Here is a 17179-nt window from a genome sequence, read left to right as displayed (position 1 = left end):
TTACCCTGCCGATCAATAAAACAGGGACATCCCGTCTCCCAATAGCCGGCCGATCCGGCCGAACAGGACGTTACCCAACAATCCTACGGTAATCGAGGATGCGATGTATACCAGGATTGTGCTTTGCAGCCTGTCGAACATCCCGCCCTCTTCAGGGATCAAGCTTGAAATAACGAATGCCGGGACTGCAAACATCGCCCCGAACAGGCCGACCATGAGCAGCAGTGACTGGAGCATGTTGACTTGCAGGATCGCCATCAGCAGGGCAAGCAGCAGCAATGCCGTAAAGGGTACAAGATAAACGCCAAAACGGGCAGCAACCTCTTGAAAGTTCCCTTTTCCTTTTCCGTACTTAATGGCTAAAAAACAATAGGCTACCGTCAAGATCGACATTATGGCGAAAGCCAGTGCCGGTCGCAGCACGAGGTCCAAAAAAGGATAGTCTATCCAACCAGCCAGGCGGTGGAAGCCGAAATAGATAATTAGCGGTACGACCAGGGAATAAAGGACTATCGTGATGATTCCATTGATAAACTGCTCCCTGCCTACGCCTTTAGCGTAGGCTGCGGGGCTTTTTAATGCGGACGCAAAAAATTTGAAATACAGCCTGGAAGCCTGTTTGGCATTTTCCAAATATGCGTTGGCCTGCTGCCCCTCCCCGGTGGTCTTAAGCAGCGGCGTTCCGCAATCCTCGCAAAACTTCGCGTTTTCATTCGATTGGCTGTGACGGCAATTCGGACAAATCATGAGCCTCCTCCTCTCTACCTCCAATTATGTTGGATAAACCCGGTAATTATCAACCCCGACATTGAAGCTCGTTCTTTTGATTCACCAAGTATCGTACGGGTATAAAACTACTGATATCCCAATACTGCACTGTTCAGAGAGGAGCTATCCCATGAACCAATCCAGATTGAAGGACTATACAGCTGTCGTAACCGGAGGCGGGTCCGGCATCGGCAGAGCCGCCGCGATCCGTATGGCGCAGCATGGCGCAAAAGTATATATGTTGGACCGGACGCCGGAAGAAGCCGAAAAAACCAAACGGACCATCGAATCCGCCGGCGGGCAGGCTGCTGTGATCCAGTGCGATATTTCCAAGCCGGAAATGATCGAACAGGGATTCCGCCAAATTGCAGAAGAAGCGGGAAACATTCAGGTCGTCTTCGCGAATGCCGGTATCAACGGGACTATGGCCCCGATCGAGACTATGGAGATCAGCGACTGGGACCAGACGATGGACATTAATCTTCGGGGTACGTTCGCTACCGTAAAATACGCTATCCCCTACATGAAGGAAAATGGAGGCAGCATCATCATTACCAGTTCCATTAACGGGAACCGGGTCTTCTCCAATATCGGCTTCTCTGCCTATGCCTCTTCTAAGGCGGCTCAGGTCGCCTTTATGAAAATGGCCGCTCTTGAGCTGGCCCAGTACGGTATCCGGGTGAATGCGATTTGCCCCGGTGCCATCGAGACGAATATCGGGGACAATACCTTCCCTACGGATGACATCAAGGAAGTGAAAATTCCGGTGGAATTTCCTGAAGGTGACCAACCGCTGGAAAAGGGTCCCGGCAAACCCGAACAGGTGGCCAATCTCGTCCTGTTCCTCGCATCCGATGAGTCGTTTCATTTGACGGGCACCGAAGTATACATTGACGGAGCCGAATCTCTTTTGCACGGTTAACCTGTAAGAAGTAACAAAGCCTGCTCCCTGTATCTGCCGGGAAGCAGGCTTTTTCTATGCCCCCTAAGAGACCTTTTCCCCTTTTCTAAAGCATGATGTTTCATGAGGAAGCTGCATATTTTTCCAACGATATCACATAATACTTAAAAATCCATGGGCAGGAGGAGGACATCTTGTCGATATTCAGCAAGATCGCTCAAATTTTTGATTCCGGCAAAAACCAACAAGAGCAATCCCCTCAAGGAACAAAGCAGGTTTCCGGCCCGTTGTCCCTGGATACCGTTCTTCAGGAGTTCAAAGAATGCAGCGATCTGACCCGATACAGCATCCCTTTGTTACAGGCCGATTTGCTTTTCTTTGAACATCAGATCAATATGAAGACCTATGAGCGCGACGTTCTCAGGCCCCTGTTAAATATACGGAATGAAGAACTCGACGATCTGTTGCAGCAATCCCAATTTTCGCCTGCTTCCGAAGCAATCGATGCGGTTTCGGGGATTTTAACTGGGAATGTCGCCCTGTTTGTCCCGCAAGGCGTTTACCTTATCGATGCCTATGGCCCCGAGAAACGGAGCATCGAGCAATCGCAAACCGAAAGCGCCATTACGGGGCCGCATGACGCATTTAACGAATCACTGGAAACCAATCTTTCGCTGATCCGCCAAAAATTCAAAAGCAATCGATTAAAAGTTTCTCAATTCGAGGTTGGCGAATTGACCAAAACTAAAGTTTGTCTTCTATACATCGACGGGATCGCTTCTATGGAACACGTCAAAGAAATGGGGAGCCGGATCAAAGCTATCGAGTTTAGCAGTCTGTACGACGGTACGATGTTGACACAGTTGATCGATGATTTTCCAAACTCTCTATTCCCTTTGTTTCAAACATCGGAGCGACCCGATATTGCGGTGTCCAAGCTGAATGACGGAAAGCTCATCGTCATCGCCGACCAAAGTCCCTCGGTGATCATTGCGCCGTCTTCCTTTTTTGAATTTTTCACGACGCCTGACGATTATTACAATCGCTGGGCTGTCGGCAGTGCGCTGAGACTGCTGCGTTACTTGGCATTTATCATCACGATTTCTTTAACTTCCCTGTATGTTGCCATTACCACCTATCATTATGAAATGATTCCCGAGAATCTATTGGTCTCCCTTACCGAATCCCGGAGCCGGGTGCCTTTTCCGCCCATCATAGAGGCCTTGCTAATGGAAACGACCATAGAGATGCTTCGGGAAGCCGGGGCCAGACTGCCGACAAAAATCGGACAGACGATCGGCATCGTCGGCGGTATCGTCATCGGAACCGCAGCCGTGGAAGCCGGATTCACCAGCAACATCCTAATCATTTCGGTAGCGATGTCCGCGATTGCTTCCTTCGTGATTCCCAGTTACGTCATGAGCGGATCGATCCGATTGATTCGATTCGGACTTATCATTTTATCCGGCATGCTGGGTAATTTCGGATTCATCGCGGGGATTGCGCTCATGATCATTCACTTGTCCAAGCTGACCAGCCTCGGAACTCCCTATACGATTCCGGCTGCACCGATCAAGCCGATGGATTGGAAAGACATTTTCATCCGGGGACCGTTTTGGTCATTTCACCAGCGCCCGTCGCAATCGGCCTCTCCGAACAAGAATCCAAACAAGATGAAGAAATAGGTGATTTCCTTTGTCACATGAAAAGCTACACCGGTTTCAAATTGCCTTATTGATTTTCAACACGCAAACTGGTGTGGTCCTATTTATTCTTCCGCGTACAGTAGCCACCTATTTCGGCACGAACGGATGGATCGCGTTAATCTTCATGTTCCTGCCGATCACATTGAACATTTTGCTGATCACATCGGTTTACCGGCTTGGCCGCGGCGCGTCCATATTTGCGATTCTAAAATCCGGAATCCCCCGCTTCTTGCTATTTCCGATATATCTAGTCATGGGCAGCGGGTTGGCTATGGTGGGATGTCTGGTAATCAAGCAGTACGTCATGATCTATCAATTGCTCATCTTTCCGCAAACCCCCGATATCGTATTGAAACTGGTTGTCGATATCATCGTTTTTTTGCTGGTGACCAAAGGGATCTATAATATATCCAAGGCTAATGTGTTTTTCGTCGCCTTGCTGATCACTATGGTTCCGCTCAGCTTTATCTTTATGAAAGATTTCGATATAACACGAATGTCTTCGTTCTTTTTCAAAGAAGGGAAGGATTTCGGACAGGGGTTCATAAAAGTATACGGCTCCTTTATGGGGTACGAGTTATCCTTATTTCTGTTTCCATATGCCGAAAAGGGAAAGAAGTGGCTCAAATACATCCATCTGGGCAATAGTATGACTGTTCTTGTCTATTTGCTAGTAACGGTGATATGCTACGGTTTTTTCAACTACAAAGAACTGGTCCATCTGTCTTTCCCGTTACTGGACATGTTTGGTTACTTGTATTTCCCCTTTGTCGAACGGGTGCAAAATTTTCTGTACAGCCTCTTTCTGGTGTCGATCCTTATTACCGGCGGGATGTACTACTGGTCCAGTCAGGCCGTATTCACCGAGTTGATCCCCCGGCTTCCGTGGAAATGGGTTCTCTTTTTCGTGATGGCATCCACCTTCATCGTAGCTTTTATCCCCAAATCTCTAATTGAGGTAGAAGATTGGTTTAATGTTTTGATCTATCTCCAGCTTGGGGTCGCTATCGTGATTCCTCTATTGGCTTTATTGGCACTGCTGATACAGAAAGGCAGGAAACGTCATGCTTAAAAGAGCGGGAATACTAATCAGCTTCATTTGTCTCTTACTGCTCACCACTTCATGCAGTCAGGACCAGCATATTCTTGAGCGGGTCGGTTATGTCCGTACCGTAGGCTTTGATCGGGAGAACGAAAATCGGGTCAGAGTTACGCTTAGCATTCCCCTGATTCTTACGGAGGCCAATCAGACGCGTTTTACGGATGAAATTTTGACCGCGACCGCCAAAAGCGGGAAAGAGGCTCGAATCACGCTCTCTCGAAAAACGAGCAGAAAGCTGCTCAGCGGACAAATCCGGACGATCATGTACAATACGAATATAGCGAGACAGGGATTGAGGGATTTTATGGACACCCTGCAGAGGGATCCCACGATTTCCAAACGGACGGAGCTCGTAATAGTCGATGAATCGGTCCATAACATTCTGTCGCGCACTTACAAGGGGCATCCCCGGACAGGCCAGTATATCGACCGCCTTCTGAAAAAGGAATTCGATATGCAGACGATTCCCCGTATTTTGCTGCACGAATTTTTCCGCGATTATTATGACGACGGCAAGGATCCAATTGCGAACATGATCCGAAAAAGCGGAGAAGATCTCGAATACGCCGGAGTCGCTCTCTTTCACGATGACAAATACATGGGCAAGTTAACGCCGGACGAGGTCTTCTATTTTTCAATCATGTACCATGACCATGGAAAGGGCGAATTTACCGTCACTTCGGATAAACCGGAAATGAAGTCTGTCACCCTGGACGGAATTAACAGCCGCAAGAAGGTTAAAATCAGAAAAAACGAGGAAGGAAATTATATCGCCGATATTTACATTAAATTCAATGGATCGGTACTGGAATATGTGGGTGATATGAATTTGACCAGCTCTGCGGACAGATCTAAGCTGGAGAATTTATTGAACGAGCATGTAGTTCAGCAATGTGAGAAGGTCGTGAAAAAATTGCAGAAGCATCGCACCGACAGCATTGGGATCGGGCAGCACGTCCGCAATAAAATGAGTTATAAAGCGTGGAAGGACTCCCCCTGGGACGAAATGTACGCCAAGATGGAAATCCGTGTCCACGCCAAGTCCAAGATAAGAAACTTCGGAAACTACTATCACTGACCCGCATCGGCGAGTCGGTGCTTTGGCAAATTTTATCCCTGCAAAGCTTTCCGCACGCTAAGGATATATTTCGCCTGATCCAGCGGGTTGACTCCCCGGCGCTGACGCTCGGCCGAAACCTCGACCGGACAGAGCTCATATCCCGCGAAAAATGAGGAAAAGGTGCTGCGGCCCTTCGTATAGGAACTCAGCTCAACCGGATAATTCATCGAGGTTGCAACCGGTAGCCGGCCTTCGATCAGCATCCGGTCGCCCTGCAGCACCGGCGGTTCCATCGTTCCGCGCATCAGTGCGAAATCGTTGATTACTCGCCCTGCATTCTCCTCCGGAACAACGATTCGAACCTGAAGCAAAGGTTCGAGCAGGGCGGTTCCGGTATTAGTTAGCCCATCCATAATTCCCATAGGCGTAGCCACGGCAAAATCCAGCGGGTGCGTATGCCACACGTGATGCTGTCCATAGGTCAAGGTGACTTTCAGATCCGTCACCTCCCAGCCGAACATCCCCTGCTGCAAAGCTTCCGGTAAGCGCCGCTCGACCTCGTTCTGGTACTGTGGAAGCAAATCCTCCGTTCTCACATTGGCTTCATACACAAGCCCGCTGCCTCGGGGACCCGGCTCGATCCGGAAGCGGAGTATAGCCCAGCACGGCTTAGGCACCGTGTAGGCGATAAACCCTTCACCGGCTTGCTTCGGGGTTTCCTTATATATAACAGACGGATTCCCGAACGTCACCGTTAATCCATAACGGTTCTCAAGAATACTGTGCAAAATCTCCAATTGGATCGGACCCATCACTTTGACGTGCAGTTCGCGTTCATCCTGCAGCCATTGCACATCAAGCAGCGGATCTTCATCGGACAGCTCCTGAAGGGCTTGGACGACATGCGGATAGTCCGCCTCAGTCTTCCAGTAAGCACGGACCGTCAAAAGCGGAACGGCCAGCTTCGCTTCCGGCGGGATCGCGTCGGGCACTCCGAGAATATCCCCAATCCTTACATGCGAGAGTCCGCAAACTGCGGCGATATCCCCTGCGGCCAGCCATCCGAGATCCTCCGAGCGGGCTCCTTCGACTTTCCGGATTTGCGTCACTTTCTCCTGAATGTCCCGGGTATAATTATGTACGTTATCCCGGTTGCGCAAACTCCCTTGATACAAACGGACATAAGCCATCCGGCCCATACTCTTGTCGCGTTCGATTTTGAACACGATGCCTGATAAAGGAGCCTCGGCGTCCCCTCCCGCCAAGGGCAGGTAATGAATCATGGCGTCCAGCAACGATTCGATCCCGATGCCTTTCGCGGCCGCCCCATAGATCAGGGGGAACAGCTTGGCCGATTTTGCCAGCTCGACGGCACAGTTCCGCCACTGGGCCAGAGAAATGGCATCGCCGTTCAAATAAGACTCCAGCAGTGTTTCATCCCGTTCGGCCAAGTGTTCAAACAGCCGAATCCGCGCTTTGTTCCCCGCTACATCCATTGGAGCATCCTCAAGCAACTCTATAGCCCCCGTAAACTCCTGCTCTCTGCCTAGCGGCAGTTGAACAGGAACGATATCGGGCGACAGAAATTTATGGATCTCCGACAGTAAGGTTTCCGGGTCTGCCCCGACCCGGTCCATTTTATTTACGAAAACCAAAGTAGGAATCGCAAGCTTTCGCAAAGCGTTCCAGATCATTTCACTCTGTGCCTGAACACCCTCCACAGCGGAAAGAATGAGCACCGCACAATCCATGACCCGGAGCGAACGCTCTACCTCCGAGAGAAAATCGACATGCCCCGGGGTATCGACCAGATTCACCTGGACTCCCTTCCAGCTAAATGAGGTCATGGCGGCCCGGACGGAAATCCCCCGTTGACGTTCAATATCCATGGAATCGGTCAACGCTGTCCCCTCATCCACGCTTCCCAGCGTCCGTGTCCGTCCGCTCTCAAACAATATATGCTCGGTTGTCGTCGTTTTTCCCGCATCGACGTGCGCAAAGATTCCGACGTTCAGCCGTTTGGTTACGTTTATGTCCATGTTGTCTGCTCCTGAGTAAGCCGTATTTTCACAAGAACATATTACCTAACATCGGATTTCCCGTCTATCTCATTTCCAAAATATCAACGCCGTACGGCTCCAGTTCCAGCTCAAGCCCTCTGGATTCGCCGTAAAGCAAACTTGGATACGCGCCGGGCAGCGTAACTTTTCTCGCTTCACGACATAAATTCAGTACGAACAAAAACGATCTGTCTCTACCGGTTCGAACCGTAACCTGGACCCCTTCGGGCAGGCCGGGGAACATCGTTATCTTTAATTTGGAAGCCACTTCACTGAACAGACTCATCAACCAGGCCTCCTCCGGGTGGGTCCCCAGATAATAAACCTGCCCTTGCCCGAAGGCATTGACGGTAACCGCCGGTATGCCGGCATAGAAATCCCCGCCGTACCTCATCACAATATCCGCTCCATCCGGCGAAAGAATATCGCACCATTGACGGCACGCAAACGTCCGGCCCTCATTATCCACAATTTCATGGACATCGCCACCGATCGGGTCATATTCCTGAACAACGGCTCCGGCGCATTTCGCAAGCAATCCGGGCAGCGGCATCATGACGCATTGATTGCTCATATGCTTCACTCCGGAACGGCTGGTGAGAATCAGTGTCCCCCCTTCCGCAGCGAATCGCTCCAATTTGCCCGCTATCTCTTCGTTCATCAGATACAAGCTGGGCGCCACAATCAGCTTATATCGGTCCAGCGGCTCGTTCCAATCGATCACGTCACAGCCGATTCCAAGCTTGGTCAAGGCCCGGTGGTACTCCTTGATATTCTCATAATAGTCCATACCCTCGACCTGGGGTTGAATTCGGAGGGATTCCAGCTGTTCATGGGAAAAGAGGATGGCAGCATCATGCCGCAGCTCGGTTCCCCGGAGCTTCCTTGACAGCGTATTCACTTCAGCGCAAAGCGCGGCGAATTCTTCAAATTTACGCCCGGGAATGTTGCTGTGATCGATCAGTCCGTGCCAGAACTGCTCCGCTCCGGCGACCGCGCTTCTCCAGCGGAAATGCACGACCGTGTCGGCTCCCCGCGCTATAGCCTGCCAGGCAAAGGCCCGAATAAACCCGGGATACGGAGTTCTCCACATCGGAAACCAGCATCCGGGCGGTCCGCTAAGCTGTTCCATGATCCAGAAGTTCCGCCGCTTAATGCCCCGTGTGACGTCCAGAGATAATGCGCCGCTGTAAGGGCCTGTTGCCTGTTTGTCCGGAGAAGTGTTCGGATAATAATCAAAAGCGGCGAAATCAAGCTCCTTGCCGATCTGGTACTGATCCAGGCGCTGAGGATAACTGTGAAAGTTGTGGGTAATGAATTGACCGCGAGCATGTTTCCGGATGATTTCGATTTGGGTATGCTGAAACTTTACGACCTCATCCCATTGATATCTCGCGTAGTCCAGCAAATAGGACGGATTCTGATGCGGTGATCCTCCATGCGGAGGGCCGATCTGGCACCAATCGCTATATTCCCCGCTCCAAACCACGGTTCCCCATTCCCGGTTGACCGCTTCCAAGGTCCCGTATTTCCGTTCTACCCATTCGCGGAACCCTCTGCTGCACCGGGGACAATGGCAATCGATCATACCGAACTCGTTGTCGATTTGCCACCCTGTGACGGCCGGATGCTTTCCGAAATGCTCCGCCATTCGCTCCACGATTCTTGAACCGTATATGTTCAGCGAATCGCTGCTGTAGCACCGATGCCCCCGTACCCCGGGATGATAAACGCTCCCGTCGGCAAACACGGGTAAAATATCCGGTCTCAAATCCGTTAGCCAGCGCGGCGGCGTGTTCGTCGGCGTCCCGAGCACCACTTCAATATCGTACTTGTGAAACAAATCCAATACTTGATCCAGCCAGTCAAATTCATAAACGCCTGATGAAGGTTCAAGCCGGCTCCAAGCAAACTCGCCCATGCGCACGACACGAATCCCCGTTATTTTCATTAATTGGATATCTTGTTCCCAGAGCTCGCTGTCCCAATGTTCGGGATAATAATCCACTCCCATTTTTACTCCACTAGCGAATTTTCGCTTCTTTTCCATTACCTCTCCTCCTTATCCGAAACGCCTATTGCAAAAAACGGCAAAACTGCTCCCGTCTGCCCTCTATAACGAGAGAGCGCGGAAGCAGTCTGCCTGACACAAGTAGATTGATTATTCAGTTAATTACTTCTTCAACTTATCCCATGCCGCCTGCATGTTGGTCATCCAGCCGTTTACATCGGTTTTGCCCGCGATGAGCTCCTGAATGGCGCTGGCGAATTCTTGAGTTACCCCATCCGGGAATTTCGAAGATTGCAGACCGTAAACTTTATTCTCGTCTACATATTTCTTCACGTCCGCACCCAGCATGCCGATATCTTCGGCTGATGCAGGAATCGTCGTCAAAGCAGGGATGAACTTCCATTTTTTAACGATATACTCTTTACCCATATCGGAAGTTACGAGCCAGTTCAAGAAGATTTTTGCTTCTTCTTTAGAAGCGGAATCTTTGTTTACTACCAGGTTTGCAGGAATCCCTACAGTCAGCTTGTCGTTCTTCTCGGCATTGTCGTCAATCGGCATTGGGAACATCCCGATGTTCATGCCCGGAGTAATATTGTCGATCAAAGTTTGCGCCCAGTTGCCTTCCTGCATCATACCGATTTCGCTGTTGGCGAACAAGGCAAGGTGAGTGTTGGCATCCGTGGTCAGCGGGTTCTTTTGACCATATTTCACTGTAAGGTTAAGCAAATTGCTCCAGTCTTTAAACTGCTGGTTGCCTACGATCGTTTGGGTTCCCTCGTTCAGACCTTTGATGAATTCATCAACGTTGTCCTGTCTTGCAAACGCGGTGCTGATCCCTTGGTTACCAAGCAGCCACCATTCTTGATAAGCGTTACCGAAAGGAGTGATTCCGGCAGCTTGAAGCTTCTTAGCCGCTTCTTCCAGCTCGGTAATTGTTTTAGGAGTTTCCGTAATGCCGGCTTTGGCAAACAGATCTTTGTTGTATACATAACCGATCCCTTCCAGGTTCATCGGCATGCCGTATACTTTACCGTCTTTAGTCATAGGCTCGGCTGCCAAAGGCACGAGGTCTTTAACCCATGCTTGGTCGGACAAGTCTTCGATCTTATCTTGCCACATATCCAGCTCGGCAAAACCGCCGTTCGAGAAAATGTCAGGCGCGTCACCGGAAGCGAATTTCGTCTTCAGCGCTGCTGCGTAGTCCGCACCGCCGCCAACGGTTTGAATGTCCAGCTTGATGTTCGGATATTCTTTTTCGAATTCGACCTTCAATTCATTCAGGCCTTCAACGATTTCTGTTTTAAATTGGAACACTTTAACCGTCTTGACTGCTCCGCTCTTACCGGAGTTACCGGAATTACCGTTTGCAGCATTATTGGCGTTGTTCTTCCCGCCGCAAGCTGCGAGCAGCATGCTCATCACGAGCAGTACGGACAGGATAACCATAGAACGTTTCTTGTTCATAACTTCATTTCCCCCTAGTCATTTTTCTTGAAGTTTTTGATTCCCAACCTCTTTATATTTGGAACGCCAGGCTTGTCAGATATTAACCTTTTACCGAGCCTGCCGCAATTCCCTCAACAATGTAACGCTGCAGCAGCAGGTAGAAGATGACGATCGGCAGAATGCCGATGGCCAGCGCCGGAAGCGCCATGTCCCACTGCTTCGTGTACTGTCCGAAGAAAGAATAGGTCGCCAGCGGAATCGTCCGCAGCGAAGGATTTTGCAATATCAACGACGGCAGCAAATAGTCATTCCAAATTGCCAGCGCGTTGAGCACGATAATGGTCATCATCATCGGCTTGAGCAGCGGCAGCACGATCCGGAAGAATACCGTAATCGGATTGCAGCCGTCGACGGTCGCAGCCTCTTCAATTTCCAAAGGAACGGATTTGACAAATCCGTGGAAGAGGAACACCGCCAGCGGGAGACTGAGTCCCAGGTTCGTCAGGAGCAATCCCCAAATGCTGTTGTTGACTCCAAGTGTGTTTACCACTTTAAGTACCGGAATCATGATCGTTTGAAAAGGTACGACCATGGACATAACGAACAGCATCAGCAAGATGCGGTTGAATCTAGTGTTAGAGCGAACCATTTTGTAAGCGGCCATGGCACTGAACAGCGTTATCAGAATCACACTGACTATGGTGATCAGCGCCGAGTTGCGGAAAGCTTCAGAGAAGCGAGCCAGCTCCCATGCTTTCGAATAGTTGTCCCAGTTGAATTTAGACGGCCAGGAGGCCGCGTTGGACAAAATTTCACCGAACGATTTGACCGAGTTCGCAAACAGGAAATAGAACGGGGCCAGGAACACAAGCGCCACCAAAGCCATGATAATCTCAATGACGACATTTCTTCCGCGCGATCTAGTCTCCATCAGGCTTCAACCTCCTTGCTCTTCGTGATGCGAACTTGAATCAGGGAAATGATCGCTACGATAACGAAGAACAGCAATGCTTTCGCCGTACCGAGACCATACCGGTTATTCAAGAAAGCTTCATTGTAGATGTTCAGAGCAACCGATTCCGTCGATTTAAACGGACCGCCCTTGGTCAGGGACAAGTTGAGGTCGAACATTTTAAAGGACCAGGAAATCGCCAGGAACAAGCTGACGGTTACCGCCGGCATAATAAGAGGAGCGATGATGCTGCGCAGCACTTGGAAATGACTGGCCCCGTCGATTTCAGCGGCTTCCAGCACTTCCTTGGAAACATTGCTGAGCGAAGCGATATAAATAACCATCAAATAACCGGAGTATTGCCATACGAACACCATGACGATCGCCCAGAAACCGGTGGTAGCATCGCCGAGCCAAGGAAGCTGGAAGAAAGACCAGCCCGTCATATCGCCCAAGGTCGAGAAGCCTTTAATAAAGATAAACTGCCAAATAAATCCGAGCAGCAAGCCACCGATGATGTTAGGCATAAAAAACACGGTACGCAGTACGTTCCGTGATTTCAAAGGCTTTGTAAGGAAATAAGCCAGGAAGAAGCCGACCAGGTTGGTGAGCACAACACCCAAAACCGTGAAGCGAACCGTAAACCAGAAGGACTTCCAGAAATCCGGGTCACCGGAAAATATTTTTGCGAAATTATCGAAGCCGACCCAAGTAACCTCGCCCGATACGCCATTCCAATCCGTAAAGGAATAATACATCCCCATTAAAAATGGAATAATCATGACCAGAGTGAAGAATAGTACGGCCGGGCCGACGAAAAAGAATTGCTGTCCATAATGCGATAACTTTCTGCTACGCATATTGGCCCCCCTTTCAATGTCTCTCTTTGTCGTTATGTGTCTTATAATGCTATTATGTAATTATTTTGATTCCCCTTACACCGACAGAGGTGATCACTAAGGTGTAAAATATTGATCGGAAGTGGATTAAATGAAATGGAACAGCATTCGCACCAAAATGATTGTTTTTATGTTATTGCCGATTGTCATATGTATCGTAGCTGCTATGATCGTTAGCTATTCTCATACAACAGCTTCGCTTAGAACGCGGGCGGTAGAAGAAAATACGAACCTTCTCTATCAAGGCTATCTTAATATCGACAGTATGCTGCAGGAGATCAATCGGGTATCCCTCAGCGTATATTCGGATGCCGAGTTTTACAGACAGCTCGACGCCGGTTATGACGATATTTCCGCCAATATCAGCATCTATTCGTCGCTAAATTATATGTACAAAGCGATACCTGGCGCTTATCAGGTTTATCTATATGGCATCAAGGACAACAAAGCCACGATGATCACCCAGGAAACTCCGAAGCGTTGGCAGGATCCCGCCCCTTACCCCGCCTCCGCATTGCCCGAAAAAGAGCTGCTGCAAATCCAGACTACGCACCCAAGTCACCATTACGGTCTTCTGTCTCCTTTTCCCCAGGCGACCAAGGAGCAGGTCTTTACCCTGCACCGGCGGATTGAAAAGATCCCGACCAATCAAGCCATCGGGTATTTATCTATCGACTTGAAGCTGTCGGCTCTCTTCGGCATCATCAACCAGCTCTATGACAAGAGTAAAGAGAATCTGTACATTATTGATGCCGAGGGCAATTTAGTGTATACCGAGGACGAGACGCTTCTTGGGAAGCCGCTCCAAGACGATTGGTACGGCAAACCGGCTGCCGGTTTTACAGGGGATCAGGGCTCTTTTGAAATGAACGGGGCCGTATTTATATATCAGCGCATTCAAAGCACGGGGGCGGACTGGACACTGGTCAAGCAAATTCCTGTATCGAACCTGCTCGGCGAAGCGAATCAGGCCGCTAAGATCAACGCCGTTTTGTTCGGAGTTGCCTTGCTTGTCATCATCACGGCCATCGTCCTGATTTCAATCCGGATCACTTCCCCGATCAAGCGTCTTTCGACTTATATGAATCAGGTGAAAATCGGAAACCTTCAGGTTGACGTAGCTCCTGCGGGAAATGATGAAGTCGGTGTTTTGACGGAGCGGTTCCGCGATATGATGGACACGTTAAACAACTTGATCCTGAGGGAGTACAAACTGGAGCTTAGCAGCAAGGACAACCAGCTTCGGGCACTGCAGGCGCAAATTAACCCTCATTTTCTGAATAACACGCTGCAGATCATCGGTACGTTGGCATTGGAACTGAAGGTACCGCAAATATATACCCTGATTTCTTCCCTCGGGAAGATGATGCGTTACAGTATGAACAATGATGAACGAACCGTGACCCTAAAGGACGAGCTTGAGCATGCTAAGGCTTATATAGAACTGCAAAAAGAACGGTTTGAGAACAGGTTTGCGTTTCATTATGAAATCGAGGATTCACTTCTGCAGGTGCCGATGCCGAAAATGATCTTACAACCTATTATGGAAAACTACTTCAAGCACGGCATCGACCTTTCGGAATCCGGGGGCTGGATCTCACTGACCGCCACGAAGGATACGGAAGGAAACATGGCGATTATTGTGCAAAATAACGGGGCTTTGATTCCGGATGACAAGCTTCGCCGGCTGCAGAGCGGCCTTGCCCTATCGGGGGCGGAACAGGTCAAGCCCGGAGAGGATGAGCCGGATGGAAAGACGTCCTCCATCGGCCTGATCAATGTCCTGACCCGGCTGCGCTTGGTTTACGGAGAGAATGCCGAGTTGATCGTAGCTAATTTAAAACCGGACGGAGTCCGGATTACCTTGAAATTCAAGGTCCAAGATGAAAGCGGAGAGTGAAGAAATCATGAGAGCACTGATCGTTGACGATGAAGCGAGAGTGAGGAAGGCGGTACGCCTGCTGGTTGATTGGCAAAGTCACGGAATTGAGGAAATCGCGGAAGCCGGCGGCGGCACCGAAGCCATCGCGATGATTAAGGAATTCAAGCCGGCACTCGTTATTATGGATATGATGATGAAATCCGGTCACGGGATGGAGCTTATGGTTTGGGTGAGCGAGCATGCGCCGAGCCTCAAATTCATCGTGATCAGCGGACATGACGATTTTGAATTTGTCCGAAGCACGGTAAGGCACGGGGGCATTGATTATATTTTGAAGCCGATCGATCCCGAGGCGATTAATGCTGCCGTTGGCAAAGCTGTCGGCCAGTGGCGGCAAGAAGAACAGGAACGCCGGGAACATCAGCAGAAGAGCATCCAGTTAAACGAATTCAGGCCGGTGTACAGTGAGAAGCTTCTCTCCTCGCTCATCGACGATCCGGGCTCCTCGGAGTCCGCAATGAGACGGCTCCGGATGGAGGGCGTGATTCCCGAAGAGGCGGACAAGGGCCGGCTGCTGCTGATCCCGATCGATTCCGGGGACACGGCCTTACTGCGACGGTTCGGGTATGATAGCGAATTGCTGCATTTTTCGCTCATTAATATTTGCAATGAGTTTCTACTCCCGGGGCGGCACGGGATTGCGTTCAAGTATTGGGGAGCGCCGATGGAAATCGTAATTTTGACATGGGGTCCGTCGGATCGCGCGCCGGAATTGATAGCAAGGATTAATGACGGGCTGTTCCATACCCTGCAACGTAGAGTTCATGTCGGTATGGGGATGGCGGGAGAACTTCCGCAAAGTCTTCCCCATCAGTATGACGAAGCGGAAACTGCGATCCGCCGGAGGAATCTGCTGCAGCCGGATCAATATGTCCATCTACTTAAGTCTGCTCAGCAGGATACGATCGAAGGCGCTGCGTCATTATCCTTTGAAAGTGTGCAGGAGGAGTGGAAAACTGCGGTTCTGAGCGGAGACGCTGGTCAAATCTCTTCAGCCGCCCAACAGTGGATCGACGAATTATGCCGTTCGGGCTACGTATCATCCGAGCTGCTTGATGCTTGGGAAAGCGACATCCTGTCTTTTCGAGTCAGACTGCTGCGGGAAGCGCTGGGTAAAGAAGCCGATAACCTGGTGTCCGAATCCGAACACGACGAATCGAGCCTGACCCCTCCCCTGACGAGCAGCTATACCTTCTCTCCCTCCGCGTGGCGCGATTGGTCCAGGGCTTTTATGACCCGCCTTGCCGGAGAAATCTCGGCTCGCCATTCCAGGGAGAACCGGATGACCGGCGAAATTATTACCTATATCGAACAGCATTACCGTAACGAGCTGTCTCTCCAGGAGATCGCCAGTCATTTCTATGTCAGCCGCGAATACGTTTCCCGCAAATTCAAGCAAGAATTCGGGATCAACTTCTCGGATTATCTTACTAAATACCGGATCGACAAAGCCAAAAAGCTGATGCTGAACCCGGATCTGAAACTCCAACAAATTTCCGAGATGGTCGGATTCAATGACGTGAAATACTTCAGCAAAGTATTCAAGAAGCAGGAAGGTGAATCGCCGCGGGAGTACCGGAGCAGATGAGTGCGATCAATATAGGTGCTTGGTGCGGTTCGTCGGTTATAGTAACCAATTCTCATTAAGCAGGTCAGTGTGGAGATGCATTGTATTCTGCGGGAGTGTGGTAGGAGTAACTCTGATGGGAATGTGTCTTTGGATTGATGATATAGTGTGGACGTGGTACTAGGCGGGAGTTTGGGAAATTGTGCTGAGTGAGGGTACTTGGATGAGGGTACTTGGATGAGGGTGCGGGGTGAGGGCGCTGAATCGGAGTTTGGACGGTGGGGTTGTGGCCAATGGTGACGCTGGACGGCGATGCTGGATGGCTAACGAACCCAGTAACCCTTATTTGGCTTAAAAATGGCCAATTCAAAATATAACGAACTCCAGACACGTTATTCACAGCAAAAAGGCAGCAATTCACCTCTTATCGCCCAAATAACGTTACTGGAGTTCGTTAGGTTCCAAAACATGCTGATTTCGTGCAAATAAGCTTCCTCAGGTTCGTTAGCCTGGGAAAGTAGGACTCCAAAGAGATTCCAAAAAGCAGGACCCCGAAAAGGCTCCGGAAGAAGCCCCAGGAGAAGCCCCAGGAGAAGCCCCTTGCCTAGTTACTCCTTACAAGATTACGAGAGGACCCCACAAATATTAAGAGTTTCTCCGCACATCCGGTCTGCTCCTTATTCCGTTCATCCGGTGAGCAGGCCTTTTTCGACATGTCCACAAGATGTACGCGAATACCCATGGCTTAACCTTGGTCTGTCC

At 50.1% G+C, this 17179-nt stretch carries 12 protein-coding genes; 6 read left to right on the top strand and 6 right to left on the bottom strand.

Annotated elements, in window-relative coordinates:
• Positions 1 to 12 precede the first annotated feature (12 nt).
• On the bottom strand, positions 13 to 747 hold the full coding sequence (locus KB559_RS09975; RefSeq protein ID WP_211021597.1) for a zinc ribbon domain-containing protein: 735 nt from the start codon (positions 745 to 747) through the stop codon (positions 13 to 15).
• A 151-nt stretch (positions 748 to 898) separates the two neighbouring features.
• Between KB559_RS09975 and KB559_RS09970 the strand changes: the two genes are divergently transcribed.
• The 4 genes from KB559_RS09970 (at position 899) to KB559_RS09955 (ending at position 5555) form a co-directional block, all read left to right on the top strand.
• Complete coding sequence (locus KB559_RS09970; RefSeq protein WP_211021596.1) at positions 899 to 1690, top strand: SDR family oxidoreductase; 792 nt, start codon at positions 899 to 901, stop codon at positions 1688 to 1690.
• A 173-nt stretch (positions 1691 to 1863) separates the two neighbouring features.
• Entirely contained in the window at positions 1864 to 3354 is a 1491-nt protein-coding gene (locus KB559_RS09965) for a spore germination protein (protein ID WP_247681721.1), read from the top strand.
• A gap of 10 nt (positions 3355 to 3364) precedes the next feature.
• Positions 3365 to 4447: a GerAB/ArcD/ProY family transporter gene (locus KB559_RS09960; protein ID WP_211021595.1), complete on the top strand. Its 1083-nt coding sequence runs from the start codon at positions 3365 to 3367 to the stop codon at positions 4445 to 4447.
• Positions 4440 to 5555: a Ger(x)C family spore germination protein gene (locus KB559_RS09955; RefSeq protein WP_211021594.1), complete on the top strand. Its 1116-nt coding sequence runs from the start codon at positions 4440 to 4442 to the stop codon at positions 5553 to 5555. The genes KB559_RS09960 and KB559_RS09955 overlap by 8 nt, the downstream gene beginning before the upstream one ends.
• Positions 5556 to 5587: 32 nt before the next feature.
• On the opposite strand, the gene KB559_RS09950 is transcribed toward KB559_RS09955, so the two are convergent.
• The 5 genes from KB559_RS09950 to KB559_RS09930 all read right to left on the bottom strand — a co-directional run bounded on the left by KB559_RS09950 (position 5588) and on the right by KB559_RS09930 (position 12869).
• Positions 5588 to 7576, bottom strand: a complete 1989-nt coding sequence (locus KB559_RS09950) for a GTP-binding protein (RefSeq protein ID WP_211021593.1) — start codon at positions 7574 to 7576, stop codon at positions 5588 to 5590.
• 64 nt (positions 7577 to 7640) lie between these two features.
• Positions 7641 to 9647, bottom strand: coding sequence for a beta-galactosidase (locus KB559_RS09945; protein ID WP_211021592.1), 2007 nt, complete (start codon positions 9645 to 9647; stop codon positions 7641 to 7643).
• Positions 9648 to 9770: 123 nt separating this feature from the next.
• Positions 9771 to 11075, bottom strand: a complete 1305-nt coding sequence (locus KB559_RS09940; RefSeq protein WP_211021591.1) for an ABC transporter substrate-binding protein — start codon at positions 11073 to 11075, stop codon at positions 9771 to 9773.
• 82 nt (positions 11076 to 11157) lie between these two features.
• A complete protein-coding gene (locus KB559_RS09935) occupies positions 11158 to 11988 on the bottom strand; it encodes a carbohydrate ABC transporter permease (protein WP_211021590.1) in 831 nt (276 codons plus the stop codon).
• Positions 11988 to 12869, bottom strand: a complete 882-nt coding sequence (locus KB559_RS09930) for a carbohydrate ABC transporter permease (protein WP_211021589.1) — start codon at positions 12867 to 12869, stop codon at positions 11988 to 11990. Before KB559_RS09930 ends, KB559_RS09935 begins: the two co-directional genes overlap by 1 nt.
• A 130-nt stretch (positions 12870 to 12999) precedes the next feature.
• Between KB559_RS09930 and KB559_RS09925 the strand changes: the two genes are divergently transcribed.
• Positions 13000 to 14808: a cache domain-containing sensor histidine kinase gene (locus KB559_RS09925; RefSeq protein WP_211021588.1), complete on the top strand. Its 1809-nt coding sequence runs from the start codon at positions 13000 to 13002 to the stop codon at positions 14806 to 14808.
• Between the two features lie 7 nt (positions 14809 to 14815).
• Entirely contained in the window at positions 14816 to 16438 is a 1623-nt protein-coding gene (locus KB559_RS09920; RefSeq protein ID WP_211021587.1) for a response regulator transcription factor, read from the top strand.
• Positions 16439 to 17179: the final 741 nt, after the last annotated feature.

Origin of the sequence: Paenibacillus sp. Marseille-P2973 (assembly GCF_018101095.1) — a bacterium.
Classification (GTDB): Bacteria; Bacillota; Bacilli; order Paenibacillales; family Paenibacillaceae; genus Fontibacillus; species Fontibacillus vini.
This window is presented reverse-complemented; position numbering and strand designations above follow the sequence as displayed.

Bases quoted from the DNA above. Each gene is read 5' to 3' on its own strand.
- KB559_RS09975 (WP_211021597.1), bottom strand. From the start codon at position 747: ATGATTTGTCCGAATTGCCGTCACAGCCAATCGAATGAAAACGCGAAG.
- KB559_RS09970 (WP_211021596.1), top strand. From the start codon at position 899: ATGAACCAATCCAGATTGAAGGACTATACAGCTGTCGTAACCGGAGGC.
- KB559_RS09955 (WP_211021594.1), top strand. From the start codon at position 4,440: ATGCTTAAAAGAGCGGGAATACTAATCAGCTTCATTTGTCTCTTACTG.
- KB559_RS09950 (WP_211021593.1), bottom strand. From the start codon at position 7,576: ATGGACATAAACGTAACCAAACGGCTGAACGTCGGAATCTTTGCGCAC.
- KB559_RS09945 (WP_211021592.1), bottom strand. From the start codon at position 9,647: ATGGAAAAGAAGCGAAAATTCGCTAGTGGAGTAAAAATGGGAGTGGAT.
- KB559_RS09940 (WP_211021591.1), bottom strand. From the start codon at position 11,075: ATGAACAAGAAACGTTCTATGGTTATCCTGTCCGTACTGCTCGTGATG.
- KB559_RS09935 (WP_211021590.1), bottom strand. From the start codon at position 11,988: ATGGAGACTAGATCGCGCGGAAGAAATGTCGTCATTGAGATTATCATG.
- KB559_RS09930 (WP_211021589.1), bottom strand. From the start codon at position 12,869: ATGCGTAGCAGAAAGTTATCGCATTATGGACAGCAATTCTTTTTCGTC.
- KB559_RS09925 (WP_211021588.1), top strand. From the start codon at position 13,000: ATGAAATGGAACAGCATTCGCACCAAAATGATTGTTTTTATGTTATTG.
- KB559_RS09920 (WP_211021587.1), top strand. From the start codon at position 14,816: ATGAGAGCACTGATCGTTGACGATGAAGCGAGAGTGAGGAAGGCGGTA.